The sequence below is a fragment of the Arthrobacter sp. NPDC055585 genome (assembly GCF_053619115.1).
Map to the genome: position 1 here is coordinate 42223 of NZ_JBSHIT010000005.1, position 23240 is coordinate 65462.

17 protein-coding genes and 1 pseudogene are annotated in these 23240 nt (G+C 63.5%); 10 read left to right on the plus strand and 8 right to left on the minus strand.

Going from position 1 to position 23240, the window contains the following annotated elements:
- Positions 1 to 7: 7 nt before the first annotated feature.
- On the minus strand, positions 8 to 1303 hold the full coding sequence (locus ACWGQ2_RS09930; RefSeq protein ID WP_452016772.1) for a hypothetical protein: 1296 nt from the start codon (positions 1301 to 1303) through the stop codon (positions 8 to 10).
- 294 nt (positions 1304 to 1597) lie between these two features.
- Between ACWGQ2_RS09930 and ACWGQ2_RS09935 the strand changes: the two genes are divergently transcribed.
- Entirely contained in the window at positions 1598 to 2683 is a 1086-nt protein-coding gene (locus ACWGQ2_RS09935) for an inositol-3-phosphate synthase (RefSeq protein ID WP_452016774.1), read from the plus strand.
- A 91-nt stretch (positions 2684 to 2774) separates the two neighbouring features.
- Here ACWGQ2_RS09935 and ACWGQ2_RS09940 read toward each other — a convergent pair whose 3' ends face one another.
- The 5 genes from ACWGQ2_RS09940 to ACWGQ2_RS09960 all read right to left on the minus strand — a co-directional run bounded on the left by ACWGQ2_RS09940 (position 2775) and on the right by ACWGQ2_RS09960 (position 8908).
- A complete protein-coding gene (locus ACWGQ2_RS09940; protein WP_452016776.1) occupies positions 2775 to 4442 on the minus strand; it encodes a formate--tetrahydrofolate ligase in 1668 nt (555 codons plus the stop codon).
- A gap of 69 nt (positions 4443 to 4511) precedes the next feature.
- Positions 4512 to 5756, minus strand: a complete 1245-nt coding sequence (gene mshA / locus ACWGQ2_RS09945; RefSeq protein WP_452016778.1) for a D-inositol-3-phosphate glycosyltransferase — start codon at positions 5754 to 5756, stop codon at positions 4512 to 4514.
- Positions 5757 to 5886: 130 nt separating this feature from the next.
- Positions 5887 to 6168, minus strand: a complete 282-nt coding sequence (locus ACWGQ2_RS09950; RefSeq protein ID WP_452016780.1) for a hypothetical protein — start codon at positions 6166 to 6168, stop codon at positions 5887 to 5889.
- Between the two features lie 590 nt (positions 6169 to 6758).
- Complete coding sequence (locus ACWGQ2_RS09955; RefSeq protein ID WP_452016782.1) at positions 6759 to 7412, minus strand: histidine phosphatase family protein; 654 nt, start codon at positions 7410 to 7412, stop codon at positions 6759 to 6761.
- 59 nt (positions 7413 to 7471) lie between these two features.
- A complete protein-coding gene (locus tag ACWGQ2_RS09960; protein WP_452016784.1) occupies positions 7472 to 8908 on the minus strand; it encodes a CCA tRNA nucleotidyltransferase in 1437 nt (478 codons plus the stop codon).
- Positions 8909 to 9102: 194 nt separating this feature from the next.
- Between ACWGQ2_RS09960 and ACWGQ2_RS09965 the strand changes: the two genes are divergently transcribed.
- From ACWGQ2_RS09965 to ACWGQ2_RS10005, 9 genes and pseudogenes are all read left to right on the plus strand, one after another.
- Positions 9103 to 9582: an NUDIX hydrolase gene (locus tag ACWGQ2_RS09965; protein ID WP_452017227.1), complete on the plus strand. Its 480-nt coding sequence runs from the start codon at positions 9103 to 9105 to the stop codon at positions 9580 to 9582.
- 66 nt (positions 9583 to 9648) lie between these two features.
- Entirely contained in the window at positions 9649 to 11316 is a 1668-nt protein-coding gene (gene murJ, locus ACWGQ2_RS09970; RefSeq protein ID WP_452016786.1) for a murein biosynthesis integral membrane protein MurJ, read from the plus strand.
- Positions 11317 to 11483: 167 nt separating this feature from the next.
- Positions 11484 to 12989: an ABC transporter substrate-binding protein gene (locus tag ACWGQ2_RS09975; protein ID WP_452016788.1), complete on the plus strand. Its 1506-nt coding sequence runs from the start codon at positions 11484 to 11486 to the stop codon at positions 12987 to 12989.
- A gap of 240 nt (positions 12990 to 13229) precedes the next feature.
- Positions 13230 to 14219 (plus strand): thioredoxin-disulfide reductase, encoded by a 990-nt coding sequence (gene trxB, locus ACWGQ2_RS09980; protein ID WP_452017229.1) that lies wholly within the window; start codon positions 13230 to 13232, stop codon positions 14217 to 14219.
- Positions 14220 to 14241: 22 nt separating this feature from the next.
- On the plus strand, positions 14242 to 14568 hold the full coding sequence (trxA, locus tag ACWGQ2_RS09985; protein WP_055242830.1) for a thioredoxin: 327 nt from the start codon (positions 14242 to 14244) through the stop codon (positions 14566 to 14568).
- A 10-nt stretch (positions 14569 to 14578) separates the two neighbouring features.
- Positions 14579 to 15766 (plus strand): peptidoglycan-binding protein, encoded by a 1188-nt coding sequence (locus ACWGQ2_RS09990; RefSeq protein WP_452016790.1) that lies wholly within the window; start codon positions 14579 to 14581, stop codon positions 15764 to 15766.
- Between the two features lie 86 nt (positions 15767 to 15852).
- Positions 15853 to 16281, plus strand: a complete 429-nt coding sequence (locus ACWGQ2_RS09995) for a hypothetical protein (protein ID WP_452016792.1) — start codon at positions 15853 to 15855, stop codon at positions 16279 to 16281.
- Entirely contained in the window at positions 16278 to 16583 is a 306-nt protein-coding gene (locus ACWGQ2_RS10000) for a transcriptional regulator (protein ID WP_452016794.1), read from the plus strand. Before ACWGQ2_RS09995 ends, ACWGQ2_RS10000 begins: the two co-directional genes overlap by 4 nt.
- A 135-nt stretch (positions 16584 to 16718) precedes the next feature.
- Positions 16719 to 17295: pseudogene (locus tag ACWGQ2_RS10005) on the plus strand (dihydrofolate reductase).
- A 3255-nt stretch (positions 17296 to 20550) separates the two neighbouring features.
- Here the strand turns inward: ACWGQ2_RS10005 and ACWGQ2_RS10010 are convergent.
- Both ACWGQ2_RS10010 and ACWGQ2_RS10015 read right to left on the minus strand, forming a co-directional pair.
- Positions 20551 to 21921: a ParB/RepB/Spo0J family partition protein gene (locus ACWGQ2_RS10010; protein ID WP_452016796.1), complete on the minus strand. Its 1371-nt coding sequence runs from the start codon at positions 21919 to 21921 to the stop codon at positions 20551 to 20553.
- A 101-nt stretch (positions 21922 to 22022) separates the two neighbouring features.
- Positions 22023 to 22985 (minus strand): ParA family protein, encoded by a 963-nt coding sequence (locus ACWGQ2_RS10015; protein WP_452016798.1) that lies wholly within the window; start codon positions 22983 to 22985, stop codon positions 22023 to 22025.
- Between the last annotated feature and the right edge of the window lie 255 nt (positions 22986 to 23240).

Genomic DNA, 23240 nt, shown 5'->3' on the forward strand with positions numbered 1-23240 from the left:
GCAGGCGCTAGGCCGGACGGAGGGTTCCGCCGCCGGCGAGGTCGTAGTCCTGCCCGTTCAGGTACGAGTTGCCTTCTGCCGCGGGATCGTAGGTGATTGTATGGCCGTTGCCGGTGATGTTGGTGATCTCGGATCCGGTGACCAGCGCACCCGCCACGGAGGTGGCGGTACTGTCCGCTGTGAGGTCGACGGTGCTGGTGTTGTCCAGGTCCAGGCCGACGTTGCTGAGGGTGCCCGTGATCTTGCTGTTGGCTGTCAGGGAAATATCCAGACTGCTGCCGGCATCGGCGGTGAACTCTCCCTCCAATTCGGTTTCGGTCAGGGAGGCGGAGGCACTGCCGTTGTTGGTCACGCCAAGAACGCTTCCGGAGCCGGGTTCCAGCTTTGCGGCGTTGCTGAGGTTGATCGTGACGGATACGCCGTCAACATAAACGGCATTTCCGTTCTGTGCAGTCAGGGTGCCGCCGGAGATCGTCAGCGTTCCGCCGCCGGTTCCCCCCGGGGTGCTCGAGTGCATGTAGGCACCGTGCGTGCCGCCGGTCAGGTCCGAGCTGGATGCCTGAACGGAATTGGCCCCCTCAACGACTATTGCCTCCGCCTGGGCGGAGGAACCCATCAGCCCGCACACGTCGATGATGCCGGTGGAATAGATGACGGCGGACAGCCCGCCCTCGGTCCGCGCACTGCCCCCGCTGACTTGGATGTCCCCGCCGCCGCGGTCTGTGGCGATGGCGCTGGAGTGGTCCTGGCTGGTGCTGAGGCTGGGGCTGACGGCTGTAATGCTGCCGCCTTCGGTGACGTCCAGGGCGTGGGCAAAGCTGCCGTCGGTCCGAACCGTGACGTCCTGCAGGGAAGCTGCGGAGCCTGTACCCGTGGCAAACACCCCGTTGGCGCCGGTTCCGCTGGTTTCCACGGTGGTGCCGTTTAGCGCCAGCGATCCGCCGCCGCTGATCAGGACTGCTGCGTTCAAACCGGTGAAGCTCGAGGAGTCGGTGTTGGAACTGTCCCCGGACTTGGTGATGGTGAAGTCACCCACCGCACGCTGCTCACCGCTGCCCACCTGCAGGGCTGAGCTGTCCGGATCGGTGGCGGAGAAGTCCCTGTTCTCCGGGCTGGGTGTTGCTGACGGGGCAGGCAGTTCGCATTCCTCCGCGAGCCGGGAATCAGACGGTGATGCCGCCGTCGTGCTTTGCTCCGGCTGTGAATCGGAGCCCTGGGTGCAGCCGGTGAGGCCGGCTGCAGTGAGAACCCCGGCAGCACAGAACAGGACGGCGGTCCGGCGGGCGGCTTGCCTGGATGTCATGGTGAACTCCTCGCACGGGAACCAGCTGCTCCGGCTTCTTCTTCCAGCGTAGGCACCCGGGCCGTCCCTGCCACCAGCTGCGTGCCGAAAGCGGCCCGGACGGTCCGAGTCCTGACGGCGTCCCGCCCGGGAGGACGGGCACCTGACCGGCACCTCCGAAAGCTTCTCTGCCCTGTTCTCCCCGGCAGCGTCCAGCAAACGAAGTAGACTATGTCAGTTGCCTGCGCCGCCTGCTGCGGCACATCCGCGCGTTCGCGGCGGGCGGCGGCACAGGAATGTCTTCAAAGGAGAACCGTGGCAAATATCCCGATCCGGGTGGCAATCGTTGGTGTTGGTAACTGCGCTGCATCGCTGGTGCAGGGCGTCCACTACTACCGAGACGCTGACCCGACAGCAACCGTCCCAGGCCTGATGCACGTCCAGTTCGGCGATTACCACGTCAGTGACGTGCACTTCGCGGCTGCTTTCGACGTCGATGCCAAGAAGGTCGGACTCGACCTCGCGGACGCCATTGGCGCCAGCGAAAACAACACCATCAAGATCGCCGATGTCCCCGAGACCGGTGTCAAGGTCCAGCGTGGCCACACCCTCGACGGACTGGGCAAGTACTACCGCGAGACGATCAGCGAATCCGACGAGGCCCCCGTTGACGTGGTTGCCGAACTCAAGGCCGCGAACGTCGATGTTATGGTCTGCTACCTGCCCGTCGGTTCCGAGCAGGCTGCGAAGTTCTACGCCCAGTGCGCCATCGACGCCGGCGTGGCCTTCGTCAACGCTCTTCCGGTCTTCATCGCCGGAACCAAGGAATGGGCTGATAAGTTCACGGCTGCCGGTGTGCCGATCGTCGGCGATGACATCAAGAGCCAGATCGGTGCCACGATCACGCACCGCGTGATGGCCAAGCTCTTCGAAGACCGCGGCGTCACGCTGGACCGCACTTACCAGCTCAACGTCGGCGGCAACATGGACTTCAAGAACATGCTCGAGCGCGAGCGGCTTGAATCCAAGAAGATCTCCAAGACGCAGGCCGTCACCTCGAACGTTTCCGCCGAGCTGGCTGCGAACGACGTCCACATTGGCCCGTCCGACTTCGTGGCCTGGCTCGATGACCGCAAGTGGGCCTTCGTCCGCCTCGAAGGCCGCAACTTCGGCGACGCTCCGGTGTCCCTGGAGTACAAGCTGGAGGTCTGGGACTCCCCCAACTCCGCCGGCGTCATCATCGACGCCGTCCGTGCCGCCAAGATCGCACTGGACCGCGGAATCGGCGGCCCGATCCTCTCCGCGTCGAGCTACTTCATGAAGTCCCCGCCGGAGCAGTACAACGATGACATTGCCCGCGAAAAGGTGGAGCAGTTCATCCGGGGCGAAGCCGAGCGCTAAGCTCCCCTCCCCCAAAAAATCGAGATAGCAGAAAGTGCACGTCCCAGCGCTGGGACGTGCACTTTCTGCTATCTCGCTGGGATAGGGCGGGCTAGAAAAGGCCCGACGGCGTTCCATCAGCGGCCACTGCCATGCGCAGCGCGGCGGGCTGCTTCGGCAGCCCCGGCATGGTCATCACCGCGCCGGTGAGGGCCACGATGAAACCGGCTCCCGTTTTGGGCACCAGATCCCTGACATGGATCGTGAAGCCCTCGGGTGCGCCGAGCTTCGCGGCGTCGTCGGAGAATGAATACTGCGTCTTGGCCATGCAGACGGGAACACTGTCCCAGCCGTTGGCCTCGATCTCCTCCAGCCGGCGCAGCGCCGGCACTGAAAACTCGACGTCGTCAGCACCGTAGATTTCCCGCACCACGGTGCGGATCTTCTCGGCAACGCTCATCTGCAGCGGATACAGCGGCTGGAAGTCAACGGGCCGTTTCAGTGCGGCGAGCACCTTGGCAGCCAGGTCGTCTCCGCCGGGACCGCCGCCGCCCTGCGCCCAGACATCGGCCACCGCTGCATCGACGCCTTCGGCTGAACACCACTGCAGGAGCCACTCGATTTCCTCCGCAGTGTCCGTGGTGAACCGGTTGATGGCCACCACGGGTGAGAAGCCGAATTTGCCCAGGTTCCGCACGTGCCGCCGAAGGTTCGCCGTGCCCGCTTCCAGGCCGGCCAGGTTTGGTTCATCGAGCCGTTCCCGGGGCACCCCGCCGTGCATCTTCAGCGCCCGGATGGTTGCCACCACCACGACGGCGTCCGGCGCCACATCCGCGACGCGTGAGGTGATGTCCATGTACTTTTCCGCACCAAGATCCGCTCCGAAGCCTGCCTCGGTGACCACCACGTCCGCGAGGTCCCTTCCCAGGGCTGTTGCAATCACGGAGTTGCAGCCGTGCGCGATGTTCGCGAAGGGCCCGCCGTGGACCAGTGCCGGCGTGCCGGCGATCGTCTGCACCAGGTTCGGTTTGAGGGCGTCCTTGAGCAGCAGCGCCAGGGCACCCTCCACCTTGAGGTCAGCCACCGAGACCGGCTGCCGGTCCCAGGTGTAGCCAACGGTGATCCGTGCAAGCCGGGCGGTCAGGTCCTCGATGTCCGTAGCAAGGCAGAAGACCGCCATAATCTCCGAGGCAACGGTGATATCGAACCCGTCTTCACGCACCGTGCCCTGTCCGGGGCCGCCCAGCCCCACCACAATGTGGCGCAGGGAACGGTCATTCATGTCCATGACCCGGCGGAACGTAATGCGCCGCGGGTCGATCCCCAGTTCATTGCCCTGGAAGATGTGGTTGTCCACCAGCGCAGCGAGGGCGTTGTTGGCGCTGGTGATCGCGTGGAAATCGCCGGTGAAGTGCAGGTTGATCTCCTCCATGGGGATCACCTGCGAGTAGCCGCCGCCGGTGGCCCCGCCCTTCATGCCCAGGACCGGGCCCAGGGACGGTTCGCGGAGCGCAATCACGGTTTTCTGCCCGGAGCGCGCCAGTGCGTCCCCAAGACCAACCGTCACGGTTGACTTCCCTTCCCCTGCCGGCGTCGGGCTCATGGCGGTAACCAGCACCACCTTGCCCGGTTCAGTCCTCCTGGGCACCACGGCCGGGTTTACCTTTGCCTTGTAGCGTCCATACAGCTCCAGCGCGTCCTCAGGGATGCCTGCAGCGCGCGCAATGTCGGTGATGGGCTGCAGCGTCGCAGCCCGGGAAATGTCGAGGTCATTGGCCATAGCTCAACGCTTGCACCAGCCCCGTCGCCCGTCAATCCGGCACACTGGCGCCGCCGGGACCGGCTGGATTTAGTTGCCGACGGCGTGGGCCGTGCTCTGCTCGGCTGCGTGCAGGTAGGACTGCGTGGTGAGGGTGGCAGTGCGCCGCCAGCCGAACGAGCGGGCATGCTCAGCGGCGCCGCGGCCCAGCTCGCTGCGCCAGGCGCGGTGGTCATACAGCGTTTCGAGTTCTGCCGCCCACCGGGACGGGTCGTGGCCCTGCACAAGGACACCGGTATGACCGGAGTTCACTGCCTTGGGCAGCCCGCCGACGTCTGCCGCCAAGACCGGCGTACCGCAGGCCTGAGCCTCAAGTGCCACCAGGCCAAAGGATTCGGAGAAGGATGGCACGGCAACCACGTCAGCGGACCGGAACCAGCCTGCGAGCCCTCTCGCGGCGACCGGCGGGTGCAGCTGGACGGTGCCCTGCAGTCCTAGCCTCCGGATGGAGGCATCCAGGTCCAGCACCTCGGAGCCGCTGGGGGCGCCCAGGATACTCACGCGCAGCGGAATGTCCGGCCGTGAGGAAAGCAGGCGCGCGGCAGCTTCCACCAGGACCTGCGGTCCCTTCATGCGCTGGATGCGACCGGCGAAGACCACGTGGAACTCTCCGCGGCGGATCAGGTGACGTGCCCGGGCATCCGGCCGCCCGACGGGCGAAAAGACCTCCAGGTCCACACCCGGGGCAACCACGTCAATGGATTGCGGGTCCGCCCCGTACCAGGCGGCCAGTTCATCAGCTTCAGTGGTGGTGTTTGCGATCAGCCGGGCAGCTGAGTCCACAATGTCCTGCTCGCCGTGGATCCGGACCTGGGGCTCGGGGGTCTCTCCGGACTGCAGCTGGAGGTTCTTCACCCGCGCCATGGTGTGCATGGTGTGGACCAGTGGAACGTCCCAGTGCCGGGCCAGGCTGATTCCGGCGACGCCGGAGACCCAGTAGTGGGAGTGAAGGGCATCAAAACGCGGGCCGTGAAGCATGGAACGGGCTACGCCCTCGGCCAGTTCGCCGGCCAGTTTGGGGAGCAGTTCCTTGGCCACCTTGCGGCGCGGGCCGGCGGTGACATGGTGCACCGTTACCCCCGGTGCCAGTTCGACGGCGTGGGGCTGGTCCGGCGCACAGGCGCGCGTGAAGATGTCCACTTCCACGCCCATTTTCGCCATCTCGACGGCGACGGAACGAACATAGACGTTCATCCCGCCCGCGTCGCCGGAACCAGGCTGTTCGAGCGGCGAGGTATGCAGCGAGAGCATGGCCACCCGGTTGACCTGGGGCACAGCACTCCCTTCGTCGCTGGCCTGTGTTCCTTACCTATCGACCATACAACGCGAACGGGTCCCGCTTTGTTTCCTTACACCCGGACTGCCGCGGGATTCCGGGGCAGTCCGGGGAAGGGTGTGCAGACTCTCACCGCCCGGGGCCGGACGCCGGGGCGCTGTTTCGGAGCAGGCGCAGCTGGCGCTCTTCCTGCTCATCCACCAGGCGTCCGCTGGCTGCCGCACGGACAGCCGCTGCCCTCAGCAGCAGGCGAACCAAACCTGGCACCAGCCGTACCGGGAACAGCGCCGTCCGGCGCACCGGCTCACCACCGGGCACGCGGGCAGCAGCAGGTGAAGAAACCGACACCTGCTCAGGCGGAGGGCTGAACTGTTCTTTGTTGCCCACGGTGGGCAGCTTGTAAAAGGGCATGACGTATCTCCAGAGAAAGGTTGCGCGTAAAAGCGCATAAAGAATTGCGGAAAAGTGCGCCGAAAACGGCAGCTAAAAGAAAGCCGGGATGCCGGGTAAATCACATATGCTGATTTATGCCTGCAAAGACAGGCAGGCATCCGTGATTGCCGGTGTGCAGGGAACCGCCGAAGGGACCTGGCCTGGCGCGGAGCCCTGATTGGCGGATGGTCCGTTCCGTGTGCGGTCTGCGCGGCAGAACAGCCACGTGTCCTTGCCTTGGCTCCCGGAAGCGAGTCCTATTGTTCAGCAGGACCCCGTGGGTGCGGCGCCCCAGCGCCGGACGGAGTCTAGCGCCGGATGGAGTCTAGGGCTGGAAGGAGGCTTTGCCCGGGAACCCTGCAAGGGAGATGGCTGCGGGGACCAGTGTCCGCCGGAACATATCCGTGTTATTCAACACCACACTCCACCTCCTGCTTCATCACGCTGTTCCCCGGGCCGGACAGGCCGTATCCTCGGGGCTGGTAGCACCGCATTCTTGCGGGCTAAAAAAATATAACCCGGCATGGACTCCGCTGCCAAGCTATTTCTGAAAAAACTTTTAGAAAGTTCTACATATTCCATTTCAGGATGGCGGGGGTGTGCTTATCCCACCCCAGGACGCACACGGCTGCCGTTCCGAGCACCAGATGCCGTCCGGCGTCGGGAGCCAGTCCCAGCCACCGGGCAGCCAGTATCCGCAGGAAGTGGCCGTGGGCCACCAGCAGGGCGCGCTCGATGGGAGCCTGGCCGGGGTCCTGGTCCATCGGCGTGCCGCAGCCTGCCTGCACAGTGGAAATGATCCGGTCCGCGCGCGCAGCGACCTGGGCCAGGGTTTCGCCGCCGGGAACGCCGTCGTTCCAGATGATGTAGCCCGGGTTTTCCTCACGGACTACGGTGTTCCGGCGGCCCTCATTCTCTCCGTAGTCCCATTCGTGCGCGTGCGGAAGCACCTCGGGGCTGGGGTGTCCCAGCAGCTCTGCGGTGCGCCGGGCCCGGATGAGCGGGGAACTGAAGACGCGGTCGAAGTCGAAGCCCGCGAGCTTTTCCCGTGCTGCCACGGCCTGCGCTTCGCCCTCGGCGGTGAGGGGAATGTCGGTGAGCCCGGTGTAGTTCCCCTTCCGGGACCATTCGGTTTCACCGTGGCGGACCAGCCAGAGGGTAGGCAGCCGGGTTCCTGCCGGTGTCAGGTCCGGAACTGCCGGCCCCAGGTTAACTGCACTCATGGTGCCCCTTCTGATTGCTGCGTCAAGAGTTGTGAATGTTCTGCGGATCCCCCGCCGGGTTATTCGGTTTCCCGGCTTTCGGGCTGCTGCTGCCACCATTCCCGGAGTTTGGCTTCAGCTTCCCCGGGCGCACCCGGACCATGTTCCATGCGTTCTTCGAGCAGGAACCTGTAGGCACGGCCCACCACCGGTCCGGGGCGGATGCCCAGCAGTTCCATGATCTGGCTCCCGTCGAGGTCCGGTCGGATGGAGGCCAGTTCTTCCTGCTCTGCCAGCTTCTCGATCCGCGCCTCGAGGTCATCATAGGCAAAGGCCAGACGCTCGGCCTTGCGCCGGTTGCGGGTGGTCACATCGGAACGCGTCAGGCGGTGCAGACGCTGCAGCAGGGGCCCGGCGTCGGTAACGTAGCGGCGCACGGCGGAGTCGCTCCAGCCGGCATCCCCGTAGCCGTAGAAGCGCATGTGCAGCTCCACCAGCCTGGACACGGCCTTGATGGTGTCATTGTCGAACCGCAGCGCCTTCATGCGCTTGGCGGTGAGCTTGGCGCCCACCACGTCATGGTGCAGGAAGCTGACCGCGCCCGTGCCTTCGAAGCGCCGGGTGGCGGGCTTGCCGACGTCGTGCATCAGGGCTGCGAAGCGGAGCACAAAATCCGGTGACGGAACTGGACCGTCCGGGCCGGTCTCCAGGTCGCAGGCCTGCCGCAGCACGGTGAGGGAGTGCTGGTACACGTCCTTGTGGCGGTGGTGTTCGTCGATTTCCAGGCGCAGTGCGGCCACCTCGGGAAGCACATGATCGGCCAGACCGCTTTCAACCAGCAGGTCCACGCCGTCCGCCGGTGCCTTGCCGTTGATCAGCTTCACCAGTTCATCCCGGACGCGCTCGGCGGAGATGATCTCAATCCGCCCGGCCATGTCCTTCATGGCAGCGAAGACCTCCGGTGCCACGGTCACGCCCAGCTGGGAGGCGAAACGTGCCGCACGCATCATGCGCAGCGGGTCATCCGAGAATGACGACGACGGGGCGCCGGGTGTGCGCACCATTCCCGCATGCAGGTCGCGCACCCCGCCGAACGGGTCCACCAGCTCCATCTGCGGCAGCCGAAGCGCCATCGCATTCATCGTGAAGTCCCGGCGGTACAGGTCGTCCTCGAGGCTTTGCCCAAACGCTACGGCCGGCTTGCGTGACTCGGGATCGTAGGCCTCTGAGCGGTAGGTCGTGATCTCGATCTGGAAGCCGTCCTTGCGCATTCCGATCGTGCCGAACTCGCGGCCCATCTCCCAATATGTGTCACACCAGCGGCGGGTCACCGCGATAATGTCATCGGGACGGGCGTTGGTGGTGAAGTCCAGGTCAGGAGAGATCCGCCCCAGGAACAGGTCACGTACCGGTCCGCCCACCAGGGACAACTCAAAGCCGGCGCCCTGGAAGAGCTCTCCCAGCTGGGGGATCACGTCGGGGAGCTCGGTGGTGGGGAAAGAACTGAAGTGCGCCATAGTGCTTTAAGCGTGCCAGATAAACCAGCCCCGGCGGACAATGCGTCCGCTCTGCGGCCCGGACACGCCGGGGTTGCCGCGGAGGAGCGGGCCACAGGTGTGAACGGTCATCATGAGCAGGCAAAGATAGTTACAGTGGGGGTATGGCCCATCCCGTCCCGAGTGCGCCCAAGCGGACCCCATTGACAGCGTCAATGGGCAGCTCCGCCGCGCACCCGGCGCATGCGGCGCTGCCTACGGTGGAAGAAGTTTCCGCAGGCGGCATTGTGGTTAACTGCGCAGATCCGGAACTGCCGGTGGCGATCATTGCCCGGCTGAACCGCGGCGGACGGCTGGAATGGTGCCTGCCCAAGGGCCACCCGGAGGACGCAGAGAACAATGAGCAGGCGGCAGTCCGCGAGATTGCCGAAGAGACCGGAATTGACGGACGGATCCTCACCCCGCTGGGCAGCATTGACTACTGGTTCACGGTAAGCGGGCACCGGGTGCACAAAACCGTGCACCATTACCTGCTTGAAGCCGTGGGCGGTGAACTGACGATCGAGAATGACCCGGACCACGAAGCTGTGGACGTCGCCTGGGTTCCGCTGGCCGTGCTGGGCCGGAGGCTGTCCTTCCCGAACGAACGCCGGATCGCTGATCTGGCCCGCGAAGTCCTCCCCAAGTACCGCTGACGCACCGCGCGGCCCAGGCTCCGGGTTTCAGGTAAAACAGTCCTCAGGTGAGAGCATAAGGACATAATGGCCGTACAGACCCCTGCTCCCAGTACCGCCCGCTCTAGTGCCGTAATGGCCGCGGGAACGATGGTTTCCCGTGTCCTCGGGCTGATCCGCACCTCCCTTCTGGCCGTGGCAATCGGCACTACTGCCGGTGTCAGCGACCTCTTCGGCGTTGCCAATGTCCTGCCCAACTTCATCTACCTGCTGGTGGCGGGCGGTGTCTTCAACGCGGTGCTGGTCCCGCAGATCATCAAGGCCAGCAAGCGCGAAGACCGCGGTACGGACTACGTCTCGCGCATCATGACACTGAGTTTGGTGTTCCTGGCGGCGGTTGCCCTGGTGGCGACCCTTGCCGCCCCGCTCATCCTTTCGCTGACTACACACCTCAGCCCGGACCAGCTGGCCCTCACCACCACCTTCGCGTACTGGCTTTTCCCCCAGATTTTCTTCTACGGTGCCTACGCTGTGGTTGGCCAGGTGCTGAACGCCAATGGCCGGTTCGGTGCCTACATGTGGGCACCCGTGGTCAACAACCTGGTCGCGATCGGCGGGTTGATCCTGTTCATCAGCCTGATGGGCAGGGAGACCACGGAGCAGTTCTCGCCTGAGAACTGGACTTCTTCGGCCACCCTGATCCTGGCCGGCAGCACCACACTGGGCGTGGCACTTCAGGCACTGGTGCTGCTCATCCCGCTGAAGAAGCTGGGTCTGGGACTTCGTCCGTCCTTTGGCCTGCGCGGGGTAGGCCTGGGCGATACGGCGCGCGTGGCGAAATGGACCATCATCACCATGCTGGTGGGCAACGGGGCCTACTTGGTCTACACAAATGTCGCGACGCTCGCCACTAAGGCACGTGCCGGCTACCTTGCCATGGACCCGCCGCAGCTGATTGCCGGCCAGGCGAACCTCGAAATCGGGGCGATGCTCTACATCATCCCGCACTCCGTCATAACGCTCTCGCTGGCTACCGTCCTGTTCAACCGCATGTCGCACTCGTTCGTTGAGAAGAACCTTGAGGGCGTGCGGGAGACCATCTCCCGCGGCCTGCGCGTCATTGGTGTGGCCACGGTCTTCTGCGCCGCCGTGATGGTGGTGCTGGCCGGGCCAATCGGAATGTGGTTCGGCGGAGGTTCCAACGCCTCCGCAGCGATCCAGGGGCAGGTGCTGGTCCTGCTGGCTGTCAGTTCGCCGTTCCTCAGCGCAACGTTCCTGATGAACCGTGCCTTCTACGCCAGTGAAGACGCCAAGACACCGATGATCATGCAGATTATCCTGGCCGTGCTCGGCGTCAGCCTGGCACTGGCTGCCGCCGCCCTGCCTGCAGACAGGATCGTCTTCGGCCTCGCCGCAGCGTACTCCGTCGGGAACATTGCTGCCGTCGTAGTGAGCCACATTTTCCTTACCCGCAAACTCGGCAGCTACGGTGCAGGCCGCGTCTTCGACGTCCATGTCCGGCTCACCGTGGCGGCGTTGGGTTCGGCTGCCGCCGGAGCCGCTGCCCTGGCCGTGCTGGGAGGTTACAGCCCGGACGGCTTTGCCTGGAGCTCGCTCCCCAGCGCCACAGTCGTACTGATTGTCTGCGGCGCACTGATGGCTGCTGCGTATCTCGGGATGCTGCGGCTGCTGAAAGTCCGGGAACTGGATGAACTGCTAAAACCGGCCCTGGCGAAGATCAGGCGCCGGGGCTAGGACGACCAACTCAGGTTTTGGCCCCCGCCGCAGGTAGCATGGGTACAAAGTGGGCAGTACCGGGCGGGTTTTGACCCCTTGGTACTGCACGAACCGCACCGGCCGCCCTACCGGCGCCGGTGGCAACATCTAGCTTGCAGTCATAGCCGTTTCCACGGGAGGAACACGTGCCACAGCCGGTAAATGCTGGATCAGTGCTGGGCGGCCGATACAAGGTCACCGCCCAGGTCCTGGCCTCAGCAGAGAATGACCTCGTCCTCGACGGCGTGGACCAGGTACTCAACCGTGCCGTGAGCATCCTCGTCGCAGCACCCCAGAACGCCAGCCAGGTCAGTGCCAGTGCGCGGGAGATCGCCATTGGTGAACGGCATTCCGCCGTGCAGATCCTGGATCTTGGTGTCAGTGACGGCCGCACCTACCTGGTCACCTCAAACGCCAACGCTGCCGATCTGCTTGACCTGGTCATAGAGCGCGACGCGCCCTACGTGGAGCCGTTCTTCACGGACACACTCGGATCTGAGATCTTTGGCATGCCCCGTTCCCGTGAACCGGAGAACGTCGAAGAGGACCGCTACGTCGAGGAATATGAGCCGCGGGACCGCAAACCGCTGCTCTCCAACCTGCCCAAGCCTCACCTTCCGCGCTTCGGCCGCGGCGCCGGCGCCGCTACAGGTGCCGCAGCGGGTGCTGCGTCCGCCGCCGAAGCGGAGCGGGATCTTGAATTCGGCGGACCGCAGGAGGCGCCTGCTGAAGCCGCAACAGGTGCGGGCGTCGTGCCTCCGCCTCCCAGCCAGAGCCCCCGGACAGCCGGCTATTCGGCACCCACCCGGGACACCCCCGTGCAGTCCCTTAAGGTCAGCCGCTGGGAAGAGGAAGACGATTTCCCGGCTGAAGGCTACGCAGCCGCCGGCCCCGGAGACCGGAAAGCATCGAACTTCCCGCGCACGGCCCTTGGCGCGGATTACGAAACCGAAGAAGAATACGACGGCGGCGACGAGGATCAGCCGGCGCGCGGCGGCGACCGCAAGTTTGGCCGTGTGCTGGTAGGAGGAATCCTCAGCGTCATCCTGCTGGTTGCTGTTGTCCTTGCGTTCACCACTCTGGGCCGGAACGCGGACATCTTCGCCGGTGACGAGGCCACTAGCCCGGCAGCCGAGTCCCCTGCGGTCACTGAGGACCCCGCGGAGGCAACAGGCGCGGCTCTGCCCGCACCCGCTACTGCCGGCATTACCCGCCTGGTGCCGGGCAACCAGGAACTCGATTCCGTGAACGACGCCGCGCTGCCGCAGATCGTTGACGGCAACGAGGCCAGCTACTGGTCCAGCTACGTCTACGCCTCTGACACCTTCGGAGGGCTGGCTCCCAGCCTGGCACTCGTCGTCGAGCTGGAAGAGGAGTCCGCCATCAGCAAGGTGGACATCACCCAGCTCAACGGAAGCGGCGGAAACTTCTCCGTGATGCTCAACGATTCCCCGTCCCTGGAGGGGGCAACCACCGTTGCGCAGAGCGGCTTCACCGGACCCACGACCTCGATCAACGTGCCCAGGGGCGCCGACGGCGAACCGGCGTCGGCCAGCTACGTGATCATCAACTTCACCCAGCTCCCGCGCCTCAGCGGGGTACAGGCTGAATACCCGTGGGGACTGCGCATCGCCGAGATCGACGTGTCCTAGGAGCCCATTTGGGCTGCAGGAAACCGGGCCGGCGGCCCATCGTGTGACGCGGATGCCATTCGGAATAAGCTGTTCCGTGTCAGTGTTGTGAGGTGTAGTTAGCGGTTCGAAGTGATCCGCTAAGCGCATAAGCACTTGTTCTCCCCGGAACTTCAAGGAAATCCAAGGAAACCCCAGGAAAGAGGTTCACAGCACGTGAGCACAGACATTCGTCCCGATGCCGCAGGTTCCGGCCAGGAAATCCGCGATGTGATCATCGTTGGTTCCGGCCCCTCCGGTTACACGTCAGCCATCTACACGGCCCGGGCGAACCTCAAGCCGCTGCTGATCGCCAGCTCGGTCACCGCCGGCGGCGAACTGATGAACACCACTGACGTGGAGAACTTCCCCGGCTTCCCCGAAGGCATCATGGGCCCTGACCTGATGGCCGGTCTGGAGAAGCAGGCAGACCGCTTCGGCACCGAAATCCTCTTCGAGGACGTCACCTCCGTGGACCTGGGCGGCGAGATCAAGAAGGTCACCATCGGCACCGGGGAGACCTTCCTGGCACGCTCCGTGATCATCTCCACCGGCTCCGCCTACCGCGAGCTGGGACTCGAAGATGAGAAGCGGCTTTCCGGCCGCGGCGTCAGCTGGTGCGCAACCTGCGACGGTTTCTTCTTCAAGGGCCAGGACATCGCCGTCATCGGCGGCGGTGACTCAGCGCTGGAAGAGGCACTCTTCCTGACCAAGTTCGCCGCCTCGGTGACTATCGTGCACCGCCGCAACACTCTGCGTGCCTCCAAGATCATGCAGGACCGCGCGCTGGCCAATGAGAAGATCCGCTTTGTCTGGGACTCCGAGGTTGTGGGCATCCACGGCGAGGACAAGGTCACCGGCATCCGGCTGCGCAGCACGGTCGACGGCGCCGAATCCGAGCTGGCGGTCACCGGCATCTTCGTGGCGATCGGCAACGATCCGCGCGTGGACCTGGTCCGCGATCAGCTCGAGCTCACTGAAGCCGGCACCATCGCCGTGCAGGGCCGCACCTCGAAGACCTCCCTGCCGGGCGTCTTCGCCGCAGGCGACGTCATCGACCCGACCTACCGCCAGGCCATCACCGCCGCCGGTTCCGGGTGCGTCGCGGCGCTCGACGTCGAACATTACCTGGCAGATGTCGCCTCAGCAGCGACTGCTGCCACCGTTCCCACCCCGGCGTCGGAAACCGTTTCCGAGAACGCTTCCGTCTAGAGATCCACAAGGAGCAAGAACTATGAGCAACGCCAAAGACGTAACGGATTCCTCCTTCAGCACCGACGTGCTGGCCGCCGATAAGCCGGTCATCGTGGACTTCTGGGCAGAGTGGTGCGGACCGTGCCGCATGCTCTCCCCGATCCTTGACGACATCGCCGCCGAATACTCGGACAAGGTGGACGTCGTAAAGGTCAACGTTGACGACAACCCCGCCATCGCTGCCAAGTACGGCATCACGTCCATCCCCGCCGTGTATGTCTTCAAGGGCGGTGAGGTTGCCGCCACATCAATCGGCGCGAAGCCGAAGCAGGTCCTTGAGCAGGAATTCGCGGCCTACCTGAAGTAGGTCACACACTATGCATCCGACGGACGAAAGTCTGCGGAGGCTGGACTCCAGCCGGCGCGTAGTGGCGCTTCGTGAAGCGCTGCTGCGTGCCGGCATTTCCATGTCCTACCTCTCCCCCGACTCGGTCAACAATCCTGCCGTCTTCGACGACCACGTTGACGCCGCTGTGCGCGCCTTCCAGCAGAGCCGCGGCCTGATTGTCGACGGCGTCGCGGGCCCCGACACCCAGCGTGCCCTTGCAGAGGCACAGTTCCGCTTCGGCGACCGGGTCCTGGCCTACGTAGAAGGCCAGCCCGCCGTGCGCGGGGACGACGTCGCCGAACTGCAGCGCCACCTCTCCCACCTTGGTTTCTATTACGGCCATATCGACGGCGAGTTTGGCATCCGCACGCGTTACGCGGTGGCCGAGCTGCAGGAGAACCTGGGCATCCCCGGTACAGGCGTCTGCGACGGGGACACCATGACGGCCATGTCCCGTGTGAACCGTGCCATCTCCCCCAGCCAGGCCTTCGCGCTGCGCGACTACGAGCGGCTGGACCGTTCCACCGCTGCCCTGCGTGGACGGACCATCACCCTCAACACCGGCAGATCACAGACCCCCTCAGAGCATGCCACCGAGCGCCTGACCGGAGCTCCGCTGACGGAACGGCTTGTCGCCTCCGACGTCCGTGCACGGGTGGAGCGGATTCTGCGCGAGTTCGGTGCAGAAGTAGTGGAGTACGACGCCGCCGCCGCCAACGATCCCGCGCCGGGACGGGCGCCGAGCCTCAACGTAAACATCCACTGCGACTGGCTGGACCAGCCGGCAGCCTCCGGTATCGCCGCGTACTACTGGGGCCTTCCTGTCACCGGTGAGCCACGGTCCCCAATCGGCCAGCGTGCAGCCATCCTGATGATCAAGGAACTCGCGGCGCGCACCGACATGGCGAGCCTGGGAACCCATGCCCGCACGTGGGACACCCTGAAGCTGCCCGGCATCCCCTCCGTGGGTATTGATCTTGGTTACCTGAGCAACTTCCACGACGCGCACCGCCTCGCTGATCCGGTGTTCCGGCAGACCGTCGCCGACTCGATTGTCATTGCCATCCAGCGGCTGTACCTGCTGGAGGAGGAAGACCAGCCCACAGGCACCCTGGCCCTCGACGACGTCAGCCGGTTCAACCCGATGGAAGACCGGCGGCGCGTTTCAGGCCTTTAGCTTCTCCGAATGCCGTGCAGACCTGGAACCAGGTCTGCACGGCATTACTCTTTCCAACCGGGAAACTAAGTCGTATCGTTTCCGCCATGGAAACTACCGGACCTCGCCCCGACGGCCGCCGGGCTGCGGCGGACCTCAATGCCGCCAGGAACGCTCAGGAGGCCATACTCGGTCTCCCCTGGCCCTGGTGGCTGTACACCGCCAACGGCAGCCTCCTTGGTGCCGCAGCCCTGCTCCCGCTGCTGGGTTCGCCCGCCGCTTCCGGACTCTTGGTTCTTCTCGTCCTGATTATCTGCGTTTTCAACTACTGGGCAGGGTTGCGGATGGGCGCACCGTTCGCCGTCCCGCGCAGCCTCGGTTTCCTGGTCTGCGTGGCAATGTCCGCGGCATTCCTCACTGCCGCTATCGTGGCCGGCGGGTCAGGAGCCACTTGGCTTGTCTGGATCTGCGCAGCCGGAACCGTGGTTAGTTACGCCGTAGGGTCCGTGCTGCATTACCGGGGAACGCGCCGGTGAAAGCTGAACTGGATCCGATAATTCATCCCACCGCCCGGCTGCAGCTATGCGCCATGCTTGCCGCCGGCACCTCTGTGGAGACCGCTGTGGTCCGGACAGCCCTTGGGCTCTCGCCCTCGGCCTTCAGCAAACAGGTTTCGGTCCTGGTGGACTCCGGTTACGTGCATCAGGAACGCGGGAAACTCGACTCCAGGAAGACTTGGCTGAGCCTGACCAAGGCCGGTGCCAGAGCTTATCGCAGTCATATCGCGGCCCTGACAGAGATCGTGTCCGGACACGGCGGTCCGGGTGCCCCCGGCTGATGTTGGCCCTGACTGCCGGGGCTTCTGTCTGCTGAAGCGGCTGCGGGACCGGAAGTCCTGGCCTGGGTCCTGCTCTAGCCAGAGGAAACCTGAGGGCTGTGCTTAGTCTCTGTCACCCCGATGCCGAAGAACATCATGGAAACGGTGGTTCTGTACCGCTCGGTGTCCGTCGACGCATACATCGCTGACGACGACGATCAGCCCGGCACCCTTTTCGCGACTGTCTAGCGGAGATGTCCCTCTGGATGACAGCGGGCGGTTGAAAGTGACTCAGTCATCTTTCGACTACACGCACCGGCACTGGGACCAGATTGGGGTTACGATCACCGGACGCCGGGTCTTCGAACTGATGGACGGCTGGGATGGAGTTCCGCCCTCCGGTGTTGATCATGTAGTGGTTGTGTCGCATCGGCCGCTCCCACAGGGTTGGAACCCGGAGGGCTCGTTCCACTTTGTCGATGGCGTCGAGGCGGCCGTTGCTGCCGCCCGGGAACTGGCAGGTGACCGGATCGTGGAAGTCGCCGCCGGCAACGTTGGCGGACGGGTCTTCGCTGCCGGACTGGTCGACGAGGTGTGTATGGATGTAGTGCCCGTAGGCATGGGGTCCGGCAGACCGTGCTTCGGCGCCGTCGATACACCGCAAACGTTGAATGATCCCGAGATAGTCATCGGCAACCGCCTCATTCATCTTTGTTACAGCATCACCCGGTGACCCGTGTGGGCTTCTGACACTTCTGCTGCTGATCTGCGAGTACGCACGGCGACCCGTAAGGCTACTTGTTTTGCTCCCGGAAACTACCTGGTTCGGGACGGACGGATACGCAGAGACGACATGAGGGGCGTCTCCCTCCTGGGGCACTGGGCTTCTGTTTGGACGTACATGCGTCGGGAAACAACAATGGGACGGTTCCGGTGACCGGGCTGCAGCATGGCGGTCGGCAGCTCAAGAGCCTGACAAACTCCGAGCCATCACTGTATCGCTGGATCGACGGTCTTGTTTCACGTGAAACGACAGGGGCACGTCCGGGACTCCCACCCGACAGGAGCAATGGGCCAAGCCGGAGTTCCTCCGCACTGGTACGTGCTGACCTCCACCCGCCTCCTGAGACCAAGGCGATTGGCTATTCGGCTGGCGACGCACATGATTGCACTGTGGAGCGGGCAATGTACGTGTTGAATGAGTCCCAGGTAATGCGGGGAATCAACAGAGATGGACACCGCGGCAACCATACGTCCCAGCCCGACCGACGGCCCGGCAGCCTATAGACCAGCACGCGGACACCAGGATCCTGCACTCGATAGGGAAGTCCACCGTTCACAACCATTGAGGAGGCAAAGGCCGCCGTCACTCAGTGATCGGCGGAGTTCGCCCGCCACCCACTAGGAGCGGACATGAGTTTCCGGACGCCGACCTCAGCCGACCTCGGCCGTGCACCGGTATCGCTAGCACTGTGATCGGCGGCCGGTCCACTTGCACCACATGGTCCAGGTCGATAGGTCTAGCAAGTACCTTTCGCTCCTCAGTACGCCACTGCCCTAGGCAGCGCTCTGCAACGTTCCCAGGGAAGGGGGGCGGCCGCCGAGTGGTGCCGTCCCAGCCGGAGGGGTACGTGGATCCGCTCATGCGGCCATCTCTGTGCAGGGCATCAGGCGTTCCCAAGACTAGTGGGAGTGTGCTGCGTACCGCCCTATCTGAGGTCTGGAACTGCCGCCTGCTTCCTGTTTCGCGTGAAACAGTACGTGTGTGCGACGCTGCCGGCGCGCAGCTGCCGGTCCTCGGTTAGGAATCGGAGACTCCCGCGGCGCGGGCAAAGTTGCCCGATCCCCTCTGCCCCCCACTCCCACCCTAAGGTCCGCTACTCGGCAAGTTCCTTTGAATTGTTATCACTTCCGTGATGACTGAATTAGTTGTAATGAACGGAGGGGCGTGAGCTGAGCATGCCGAATACCAGGGCGTCACTGCACGTTCACTGAGCGGTAGTGCCACCGAGGGACGATAGAGGCACGCCCGGGGGAAACAGTGTCGCCAGGTACCCGTTTCACGTGAAACAGCACGGGAGGCCAATGAGATCGTCGCAGAGCGCGTTGGCCTAAGGTGTAGCCTCACGACGGCGGTCCCAGATGCGGATGCGAGGAGGGGTGGGCGGATTGACCTTCAAGTCTTGGCCATGTCCGCAGGGATAGTTCACGCCACACCCCCGCTTGTTTTTCCTGCTGACCCTGACCGTTCAGGACATCTCCGACCTCAGCTAGTCCTCCAGCGGTCTGAAGTTGATAGACAGATCAGTTGGTTCGAAGCCTTCCGTCGACACCATGGCGTAACCGACACCAGACGCCTCCTACACGTACACGGCCGGTCTATGGCTGGTACGCTCCATGTCTATCCGTTGGCGCCGCCCTGGCGGGGTGAGAAACCATGTGCGCTGACATACGAACACAGGTCCACTCTCGTCACGTACTAACTTCTGCCTCGAATCTGTGTTTCACGTGAAACAGCGCCGTCCCGCTCTACTATCCATCATCAGGCACGGCCTGGACTACGGCTGCTATGGACTAGTCGTCTTGTCCCCTCTTCAGTTCCAGCTTCTGCATTTCTGCCGTTCTGTGGTTCTGTCGTTCCGTGGTTCTGCGGTTCCGTGGTTCTGTCGTTCTGTGTAATAAGGTCCGTTGTTTACAGTGCCAGACAGTGGATTCTGAATCGCCATCTATGTTCAGTGGGTCGCTAAATCGGCCCTTCACGTCCAGATGCGATAGGCATCGGCCGCATGAACGACTGTTTCACGTGAAACCGGGAGGTCCTTGCGCGCAAGCTAAGGAAGCGCTACCTGCGGGGTAACCCATCATCCAGAGACCGTGGATGCCCGCCCTCAAAGCGGACTAGCGTTTCAATTGACCATCCGTCTGTTCTCCAGGCAGTGTTGCAAACTCGGACAACGTCCACACAACTGGCCGAAACACTAAGGGGCGATGCAGCCGTCGTCGAGAAAGTACATCCCTGGACAGACGATGCAGGGAAGTTTACTGTTCCGTCGACCGGATGGCTCCGACGTGCGGTGCTGTTTCACGTGGAACATCGTCGAGGCGCCGCCTTCGCACCGACAACCAAGTGTCAGTTCCCCGTGAACGTGTACAGTGCCTCCGAGCAGCGCCCGCCACAAACAGACATGGGTCCGGTCGAATGAACCTGCATCCAGCCCTCTCAGTCGACTCTGCCCCGTAGAAGCCTTCTATGGACCAGGAAGCCGGCGAAGAACACCACCACGGCAGCACTGCGCGGTTCCTGGGTGGCGGATGCTCCTAATGGCCCTCTATGAAGCTACCGGAGGCTAGCAGTTCAAGACGAGAAACACGTACACTACCGTTATTAGCTGATAGACGCAGTCCTTAGCGACCCGCTGCCCACCACCTGGCTGTCGAGCGGGGACTATGGATGGACTTCGCCGGGAGGGCCCTACGGGGACTATCTCTGCGGCGGTGGGCCGAGTAGTACTGACTCCACTATGTTTCACGTGAAACACGCCGAGCTACGGGCCAGCCAGTGTGTCGCCAGCGCCTTCAGGACGGCGCCTGACGACGATATCCCTATGGAGACCCATGGCCGGCCAGCGGTCAGCCATACTTCTGCCCCTACGAAGAACCGCCCAAAATTTAACGCTAGGCAAATCCCCGTCATTCGGCCGAGTGTCGCGGCGAGACTCGTCACTCTGCAGGCTAGATACTCGACACCCGCATATAGCCGGGTTTCACGTGAAACGCTGTCTTGGCAGGCATTGCGCCGACCTCGTCCCGTTGATGATGCGGTACTAGGCCTGGGAGTTCACAGCCGTGGAACCATGATGAGGCTTGCAAGCCTGCGGATCGTACGTCATTCCGCTCTAACTGCGGTACCCCGTCCATAGGGACAGTCCGTCAAAGAAAAGCGGGGCCCGTTTCACGTGAAACGGGCCCGCCTTCTAACTTCTTCAAATTAGGATTCTTGACCAGGATTCAGGACGGTCATGATCCGATTGAGATCATCCACACTGGCAAACTCAATGCTGACCTTGCCCTTTCGGGCACCGAGCGTGATCTTGACGTTAGTATCGAGCCGGTCAGATAGTGAGTTGGCCAGGTAATCGAGCCGCTCGTGCCGTGCCCCTACCTTGGGCTTCGACTCCTTAGTGGGCCGGCGAATTCCATCGGACAGCGACACAACTTCTTCAGTGGCGCGTACGGACATTCCCTCCGCCACAATCTTCTGTGCCAGCTTCTCCATCTCAGCCGGGTCATTCAGACCGAGCAGAGCGCGTGCATGCCCTGCCGACAGCACACCCGCTGCGAGGCGTCGCTGCACCAACGGAGGCAGCTTCATCAACCGTAGTGTGTTGGAAATCTGCGGTCGGGAGCGGCCAATCCGCTCGGCGAGCTCTTCGTGGGAGCACTCGAAGTCATCCAGGAGCTGCTGGTAGGCCGCTGCTTCTTCGAGCGGGTTGAGCTGGCTGCGGTGCAGGTTCTCCAGGAGTGCGTCCCGCAGGAGATCAACGTCCTGAGTGGATCGAATGATGGCGGGGACTGCCGACAGACCTGCTTCTCGGCTCGCCCGCCAACGTCGCTCACCCATAACGAGCTCGTACGGGTGCTCGGCATCTCCTTCAGCCGAAGGACGAACCACGATCGGCTGCAGCACGCCGATCTCACGGATCGAGTGCACCAGCTCCGACATGTCATCTTCATCGAAGACACTGCGGGGCTGCTTCCGGTTCGGGTGAATGGAATCGATGGGCAGTTCAGCGAAACGCGCGCCCGGAACTTCCATCAATGTTTCACGTGAAACTTCATCCATTTCTGAATCCGAAGGTGCAGCCGGCTCGGCTGGCAACTCTGCCGCCTGGACGCCATCCCCTGCCCCGGAAGACGACTCTGAGACCTCTTCAGCAGCCTTGGAGGAGCTACTGGCGGCCTTAGGAGCCACCTTTCGTGTCCGAGGCTTAGCAGGCGCCTTCTCGGCCTTCTCGACGGCCTCAACGGGAGAATCCAGTTCCCCCGAAGCATTCGTTTCAAGCTCCGTAGTCTTGGTATCCGTGTCCTTCTCACCGGATTTCACCGTGCGGGATGAAGCTGTACGGGTTGCAGGCTTCTTCTTCGCCGGAGCCCGCAACGCATCTTTGTTGATTCCGGCTCCCCGCCTCGGTCCTGCCGACCGGCCCGGCAGGGCCTCGTCGCCCACGGATGTAAAGAACAGATCAACAGGCCGGCCTGAACGCGCAGGCTGGCTGCCCTCGGTAGCTTCGACAGACTCAGCAGTACTGGGGATCAACGCACCCAGACCACGGCCCAAACCACGACGCTTTTCGGTCATGGATAAGTCCTTCCCTTATGCACACAGCAAGCGGCATGGATTGATTGTGAGAGTATTCTACGGTTCGCCGTTCCGAACGGCCGGGACCCCGGAGGGAGTGTCTAGACGGAGCGCTGAGCGATTTCTGCAGCGGCTTCCAGATAGGACAGTGCCCCCGTCGAGGACGGATCATAGGTCATCACGGTCTGCTGGTAGCTCGGCGCCTCAGAAATACGGACGGACCTCGGAACCACGGCGGAAAGGACCTGCTGCGGGAAGTGCTCACGTACCTCCGCTGCTACCTGGGCAGCAAGATTAGTGCGTCCGTCGTACATGGTCAGCAGGATGGTCGAAACTACCAGATCGGCATTGAGGTGCTTCTGGATCATTTCAATGTTCTTCAGCAGCTGGCTCAGGCCTTCCAGCGCGTAGTACTCGCACTGGATCGGGATCAGCACTTCCCGTGCCGCGACGAAGGCATTCACGGTTAGCAGGCCCAGACTGGGCGGGCAGTCGATGAAGATGTAATCCAAGCGCTCTTCGCCAGCTGCCTTGCGTTCTGCGGCGTACACATCGATTGCCCGCCGCAGCCGCTGCTCCCGCGCGACGAGCGAAACAAGTTCGATCTCGGCGCCGGCCAGGTGGATCGTCGCCGGAGCGCATATGAGGTTCTTGATGTCGGGGCACTGTGCCACGACTTTTCCGAGCGGGAGATCATCGATCAGGACGTCATAGATGCTCTCGACGTCAGCCCGGTGATCGATCCCGAGAGCGGTGGAGGCATTGCCCTGGGGGTCAATGTCTATCACCATTACGTTCAGGCCTGCGGTAGCGAGGGCAGCGGCGAGGTTAACCGTGGTGGTGGTCTTGCCGACGCCGCCCTTCTGGTTACTGACCGTCATGATCCGAGTCTCAGCCGGGCGCGGCAGCACGCGGCCCCGCAGCTTCTCCCGCCGGCGCGTCTCGCTGGCGAGTTCACGGGCCAGGGGTGTGCTTTCGTCCATCAGGTCCATAACGTCTACCGACTCGGACGGGAGGACCGCCTGGCCGGCTACACCACCTTCGCTGGTCTCGGGATCAGGCACATGGAATGCACCGGCAGACTGTGTTGCAACAGCATGTCCTGTTTCACGTGAAACAGGCAAGTGGCTTTTCGGATCCTCAACCGGTTCAGGTTGGGACCTGGAAAAAGGTGACGAGAAGGCAGAGCCAAGCGCCGCAAAGGGGGGAATTCGTTTTGCGGCAGAATCGCGCACACTCACCGGGACATGCTCACTTTCACAACATAAGGCATTACTGGCACTAGCCTATCGGCTGCCCCGCCAAAATCCGGGATCGGT